The organism is Frankia sp. CcMO1, assembly GCF_977945845.1.
In genome coordinates, this window is sequence record NZ_CDWTMG010000260.1 from 1 (window position 1) to 6,479 (window position 6,479).

At 67.8% G+C, this 6,479-nt stretch carries 5 protein-coding genes and 2 pseudogenes; all 7 read right to left on the minus strand.

Going from position 1 to position 6,479, the window contains the following annotated elements:
- A pseudogene (locus AC08OU_RS21220) lies at positions 1 to 182 on the minus strand (hypothetical protein); the annotation flags it as partial.
- Between the two features lie 282 nt (positions 183 to 464).
- Positions 465 to 2,180, minus strand: coding sequence for an aa3-type cytochrome oxidase subunit I (gene ctaD / locus AC08OU_RS21225; protein WP_462187685.1), 1,716 nt, complete (start codon positions 2,178 to 2,180; stop codon positions 465 to 467).
- 42 nt (positions 2,181 to 2,222) lie between these two features.
- The gene (locus AC08OU_RS21230; RefSeq protein ID WP_476601887.1) at positions 2,223 to 2,978 is read right to left on the minus strand and encodes a helix-turn-helix domain-containing protein; all 756 of its coding nucleotides are present in this window, start codon (positions 2,976 to 2,978) and stop codon (positions 2,223 to 2,225) included.
- Between the two features lie 66 nt (positions 2,979 to 3,044).
- Complete coding sequence (locus AC08OU_RS21235; protein ID WP_476601886.1) at positions 3,045 to 3,779, minus strand: SDR family oxidoreductase; 735 nt, start codon at positions 3,777 to 3,779, stop codon at positions 3,045 to 3,047.
- Positions 3,780 to 3,857: 78 nt separating this feature from the next.
- Positions 3,858 to 4,172: a cupin domain-containing protein gene (locus tag AC08OU_RS21240; protein ID WP_476601885.1), complete on the minus strand. Its 315-nt coding sequence runs from the start codon at positions 4,170 to 4,172 to the stop codon at positions 3,858 to 3,860.
- A 319-nt stretch (positions 4,173 to 4,491) separates the two neighbouring features.
- The gene (locus AC08OU_RS21245; RefSeq protein ID WP_476601884.1) at positions 4,492 to 5,982 is read right to left on the minus strand and encodes an MFS transporter; all 1,491 of its coding nucleotides are present in this window, start codon (positions 5,980 to 5,982) and stop codon (positions 4,492 to 4,494) included.
- 222 nt (positions 5,983 to 6,204) lie between these two features.
- Positions 6,205 to 6,360, minus strand: a pseudogene (locus AC08OU_RS21250) (transposase); the annotation flags it as partial.
- Positions 6,361 to 6,479 lie beyond the last annotated feature (119 nt).

Below are 6,479 nucleotides of genomic sequence, written 5' to 3' on the forward strand. Positions count from 1 at the left end.
ATATCGTACTGGGTGGCGACGCCTACTTCGGTCAGCGCCTGGTTGCTGCCGATATTGCCACTGAACAGCTCGGCGCGAAGATTTTCGACCACCGCATCTATGAGCGATACCGGCTGTACAGGGCGGCGCATCACCCAGTCACCTTCCAGTACATGCGAGTCAGGCGGGTTGGTGACCCTCATGGAATCAACACGAGCTAGCCGAGATTACAACCGTCAGTCGTAGCCCCGCGCGGTCTCGCCCATCCCGCCCAGACTCGCCCATCCCGCCCAGGACGCCGATCGCCCGACCGGTCGGCGAGCGCGGTCTCGACCTCGGTGGGCCTACCTCACGGCGGGCCGCATCGGCCAGCAGCGCCGTGAACCGCACCCACCCATGAGGGCCGGGCCTGTCAGGGCTGAACCGCCCCGGGCTCTTAACAGCCCGGGGCGGTTCCGGTTCAGCCGCCAACGTGAGCCGCGTTCTCAGGTATTCAGCTCCGGGGTGTCGCGGGTCGGGGTGAACTCGGGGGTGGCATGGTAGTCGACCGCGCCGGCCGCCTGCGGGTAGTGCAGGTCGAAGGCGGGCCGCTCGGAGCGGATCCGCGGCAGCGAGGTGAAGTTGTGCCGCGGTGGTGGGCAGGACGTCGCCCATTCCAGCGAGTTGCCGAAGCCCCACGGGTCGTCCACTGTCACGACCCGACCCTTCCGGTACGACCACCACAGGTTGTACAGCAGCGGCAGGGTCGACAGCGCAAGCAGGGAGCTGCCAGCGGTGGCGATGGTGTTCAGCGTGGTGAAGCCGTCGTCCGGGCCGTAGTCGGCGTATCTGCGCGGCAGGCCCTTGACACCGAGCCAGTGATCCACCAGGAAGGTCAGGTGGAAGCCGAAGAACATCGTCCAGAAGTGCACCTTCGCGAGCCGCTCGTTCAACATCCGGCCGGTGACCTTCGGGAACCAAAAGTACACCCCGCCGAAGCCGGCGAACAACAGGCCGGCGACGACGTAGTGGAAGTGGCCGACGACGAAGTAGCTGTCCGAGACGTGGAAGTCGATCGGCGGGCTGGCCAGCAGAACACCGGTTAGACCACCGAACAGGAACGTCACCAGAAAGCCGACGGCGAACAACATCGGCGCCTCGAAGGTGAGCTGTCCGCGCCACATCGTGCCGATCCAGTTGAAGAACTTGACCCCGGTGGGCACCGCGATCAGGAACGTCAGGAAAGCGAAGAACGGCAGCAGCGCCGCGCCGGTGACGTACATGTGATGCGCCCACACAGCGATCGCCAGCGCCCCGATGCCGATGGTCGCGTAGACCAGTCCCTTGTAGCCGAACAACGGCTTGCGGGAGAACACCGGGATGATCTCCGTGATGATCCCGAAGAAGGGCAGGGCGATGATGTACACCTCGGGATGCCCGAAGAACCAGAACAGGTGTTGCCAGAGGACGGCGCCGCCGTTACCCGGGTCGAAGATGTGCGCGCCGAACCGGCGGTCGAACTCCAGGGCGAGTAGCGCGGCCGCGAGCACCGGGAAGGCGACCAGCACCAGGATCGAGGTCACCAGCAGGTTCCAGCAGAAGATCGGCAGCCGGAACATCGTCATACCGGGCGCCCGCAGGCAAAGGATCGTCGTGATGAAGTTGACCGCGCCCAGGATGGTACCCAGACCGGAGACGGTCAGACCCAGCACCCACAGGTCACTGCCGACGCCCGGCGAGTAGGCGGCGTTCGACAGCGGCGTATAGGCGAACCAGCCGAAGGAGGCGGCGCCGTTCGGCGTAAGGAAGCCCGCGGTGACCGTCAGGCTGCCGAACAGGAACAGCCAGAACGACAACGCGTTCAGCCGTGGAAAGGCCACGTCAGGCGAGCCGATCTGCAGCGGGATCAGGTAGTTCGCGAACGCAAACGCGATCGGCGTCGCGAACATCAGCAGCATCAGCGTGCCGTGCATCGTGAAAACCTGATTGTACTGCTCGTTCGACAGGTACTGCAGACCCGGCTGGGTGAGCTCGGCCCGGATGAGCATCGCCAGAATTCCAGCGAACGCGAAGAATACCAGCGAGGTCATGAAGTACAGCAGGGCGATGTCCTTGTGCGACGTCGTCCGCAGGTACTGCGCCAGGGTTTTCACAACCCCGGGCGGGAGCTCGCCCGCCGGCGGGCCCGTGTGCCCGGCCGGTCTATCGTGCACAAGTGTCACATTCCGCTCCCGATGGTGTTGCCGCTGCCGGCGCTAGTCACGTTATCCGCGCACCGGTTGCCGCGGCACGGCCTGACGTCCCACATTCGGAGGAACTCCGGCACCCGGACCGGGCGCAGAACGTCCTGCGCCAGGCAGGCCCACCATTATTCGTTGGCCGTTCTCGCGGGTCTGTCGGTGGGGCTTTCTTACCGCTGGCGTCGTTTCCATTCCCTTGCTACCGGCTGCTCTCACTTGTTGTTGCCGGGTGGGCGCGGACGTGCAGGCGTTCGCCCTGGGGGCCGAACAGGCTGAGGGCTTCGGCGGGCCGCGGGGTGGGGTTGCTGAAGGCGTGGGAACTCCGCGACCTCGCCGGGGGGTGGGAACGATGTCGTGCTCGCCGAGCTGCAGGCGCAGCCGTCCGGACAGGACGTAGAACCATTCGTAGCCCTCGTGGGCCTGCCGTTGCGGTTCGCGGGCGGGCCAGTGCGCCGGGATGGTCATTTTGTAGGCCTGCAGCTCGCCGGGTCGGCGGGTGAGCGGGATGAGCGTCATGCCGTTGCGTTCGATCGGGCGGGGGTGGATGCGCGGGTCGGCGGTTGGCGTGCCGACCAGCTCGTCCAGCGGCACCTGGTGGGGGCGTGCCAGCGGCAGCAGCAGTTCCAGGGTGAGCCGGCGCTGGCCGGACTCCAGGCGGGACAAGGTGCTGACCGAGATCCCGGTGGCCTGGGACAGCTGCGGCAGCGTCACCCCGCGCCGGTGGCGCAGCGCGCGTAGCCGCGGGCCCACCGCCGCCAGGACGCCGTCGAGGTCGGGCACATCATTGAATCTACGAGGATTCCTGACGGGGTCCGCGCGACGGATGTCGCGCGGACCCTGGCCGAGTCAGCGCGCGAGCCACCCCCGGTAGGTGGTCCTGGCGATGGCGGCGCCGTCCTTGGCGATGAGGGCGTCGCCCGAGGCCGCGGCGAATATGCCGGCGCTGTTGTCGGTGACGACGGTGCGATGGTCACCGTGGGCGGCGAGGGTGATCTTGCCAAGTTCGTCGAGCGCGAAGACCTCGGGGCCGGCGACGTTGCGGGTGCCCTGCAGCGGGGTGCCCACGCTGACGTCGGCCACGGCCTGGGCGACGTCGACCGCGGCGATGGGTTGGACGCGCGTGGCGGGCAGGCGGACGGTGTTCTCGTCGGTGGTCCAAGACAGCGCCGCGTCGATGAACTCGAAGAACTGCGTGGCGCGGACGATCGAGTACGGCACGGGGCCGGCCTTGAGGATGTTCTCCTGCAGCACCTTGGCGCGATAGTAGACCAGGCCCGGCACCTGGTCGGCGCCCACGATCGAGAGGATGACGGCGTGGCTGACGCCGGCGGCCTTGGCGGCTGTGAGCAGGTTGTCCATGGTCGTCTGGAAGAACGCGGGCGAGGCGTCGTCGAAGGTCGGCGAGTTCGTCAGGTTGACGACGACATCGGCCCCCTCCATCGCCTCGGGCAGGCCCTGCCCGCGCAGCAGGTCCACGCCGGTGGACGGCGAGTGCGGCACTGCCTCGTGCCCGCTCGCGTTCAGGATCCGGACCACCTTCGATCCGATGAGCCCGGTCCCACCGATGACAGCGATCTTCATCTTCTTGGCCTTCCGGTTTCGCGGAGGTGAAATGTCCGAGTATGTGGGTACGACGGGGCGGTCTAGCTGAGCTCACGGTCAGTTTGTGCGCGAGGCTCGGCGGTTCTTACGCCGGACGAGCTCCTCCTCGTCCACGAGCGAAAGCATCGGTTTGCCCGGTTCGCAGAACATGGTGACGGTGAAGCGCACGGGGATGTCGTCGCGGTTGTTGCCGTCCTGGTAGTGGATGACGTCGCCACCCGGCTCCCAGAACGGATCGCCGGCCCGGACGGCACGCGCCGGCTCACCTTCGAGCTCGAACACCATCTCGCCGTCCAGCACATAGCCGAAGGCCGGTCCGGTGTGCCGGTGCGGAGGGGTACCAGGTGATTTCCCAGACCTGACCGGTCGCACGCCAAGGCTCAGGAAGAGACCGCTGACGCCATGACCGAGGCCAGCAGAAGATCAGCCGCATCGAGTCAAGGCGCCGACACCGATCTCCGGGCGGACCGCCAGCACGATCACCCCGGGAGGGAACCGGAACCTCGCGAACTCCGACACCGGCAGCGGCGGAGCGACCGCACCTCGAACCATCACCTGATCATGCCCAAGTACCAGCACGCAGGTCCCGCCTTGGCCGCATGCAACAGAGCCGATTGACCTGTGGTTTGGCCTTTGCTGGTCACGTGCCCGCGCGCACCTGCGCGCGTCCCCCCGCTGGGACCGCGCTCGGTCAGGGCGGCCCCGCTCCGCCGGAGACACTCGCGACCGCCTCGGCCTCCGGCATCGCTGGCTGGGGGGTGAAGAGCACCGCGGTGCGGGCCGCCGTGCCGCGCGCCCACCGGCCGGTGGTGAGCACGTCAAGCACGGCGATGGCGAGCCCACAGCCAACCATGATCCACCAGGCGGGCGCGCTGGTCGGGTCGATGGTCGTCACGCCAGGACGGCCCGCAACGTGATGCGCGGCTACCGAGCCGAAGATCGCGACGCCGAGCGCCATGCCGATCTGCCGGCTGGTACCGGAGACCGCTGCCGCGACGCCGGCTTGGGCGACCGGCATCCCGGACACCGCGATATTCGTGGTCGGTGCGTTGACCATCCCAAACCCGACGCCGAAGAGTACGTAGGCGCAGATGACCGGCGCCAGGCTGGTCTGCGTCCCCAGGAGGGATAGCAGGACGCCGCTGGCCTGCAACGCCATCCCGGCGGTGATCAACGACGGCCGCGGCCCGTGGCTGGCCACGAGCCGGCCGGAAATCGGCGGCGTCACCGCCGCGAGGGCCGCCATCGGTAGCGTCAGCAGGCCGGCGTGCAGTGCCGAGTAGCCGCGCACGACCTGCAGATAGAGCGTGTTCAGGAAGAGGAAGCCGCCTAACGCCGCGAAGGCGCAGAGCGCGATGACGGTGGCACCGGCAAACGGATCGCTGCGGAAGAACCGCACATCCAGCAGGGCGTCCTGGCGCCGCGTCTCGCACACGACGAGCCCGGTCAGGGCAAGGGCGGCGACGATGAACATGACGATCGTCCGGGGGGCCGCCCAGCCGGCGGCCGGCGCCTCGATGATTGCGTAAGCGAGGGTGCCGAGGGTGACGGCGACGAGCGCCTGGCCCGCCGGGTCGAACCGCCGGGCCCGCGGCGCCCTCGACTCGGGCACGTACCGGCCGGTGAGCACCATCGCGACGATGCCGATCGGCACGTTGATCCAGAAGATCGACCGCCAGCCGACCGTGTCGACCAGCAGGCCGCCGAGAACCGGTCCCAGTGCCATGCTCAGGCCGATCACCCCGCCCCACATGCCGATCGCGCGCACCCGCTCCCGGGGCTCGATGAAGGTGTTGGTGATGATCGCCAGCGCGACCGGGTTGAGCATCGACCCGCCGACCGCCTGGATCATCCGGAACGCGATCAACCAGCCAAGCCCAGGTGCCAGGCTACATAGCAGCGACCCGAAGGAGAACAGCGTCAGCCCGGTCTGGAACACGCGCCTGCGCCCGAACCGGTCGCCCATCGAGCCGGAGAAGAGCAGCAGGCTTGCCAGCACCAGGCCGTAGGCGTCAATCGTCCGCTGCAGCCCGGAGTCGGCGGCATGGAGGTCGTTCCTGATCGACGGCAGGGCGACGTTGAGGATCGTCGCGTCCAGCGCGACAATGAACAGGCTCGAGCAGCAGATCACCAGCACCACGTGCCGCCGGCCCTTACCCAGCTCGGGCGGCATCGACGCCATCAGCGTTCCGATCGTTGTAGGACGCAAAGTAGGCGAGGTGAGAGCGCCTCATAGGCGACTCCATTCCATTGGCGGTTGGCTCTCCCGACCACCGGCAGGGCCACGATCTGACCGACCGCGCCCACACCGCCGCCGGCCCTCTCCCTGCCGGCCCTCTCCCTGACGACCTACGTGACATTCTCATAACAATACTGACTCCTCGTGGTTGGCCGGAATCTGTAGTTAGCCGATTACGGTTGCTGCTGGGTTGGTGGTGACTGGGAGTAGCCGGGTGGGGCGGGCGTAGGTGACGCGGCGGCGGACGTCGCTGACGGCCCTGTTGGCCAGATGGACGACGTGGAACGGGCCGACGGCCAGCGCCGCGGGTGGCAGCGCCTCGCGGGCGGCGGCCTCGTTCTCTACCCCGACCCACGGCTACACCAGCCACCACCAGGCATCATAGAAGGTCAGCGGCCAAATACGCCGTCCGGCGAACCGCGAAGAGCCCCAATACCGGC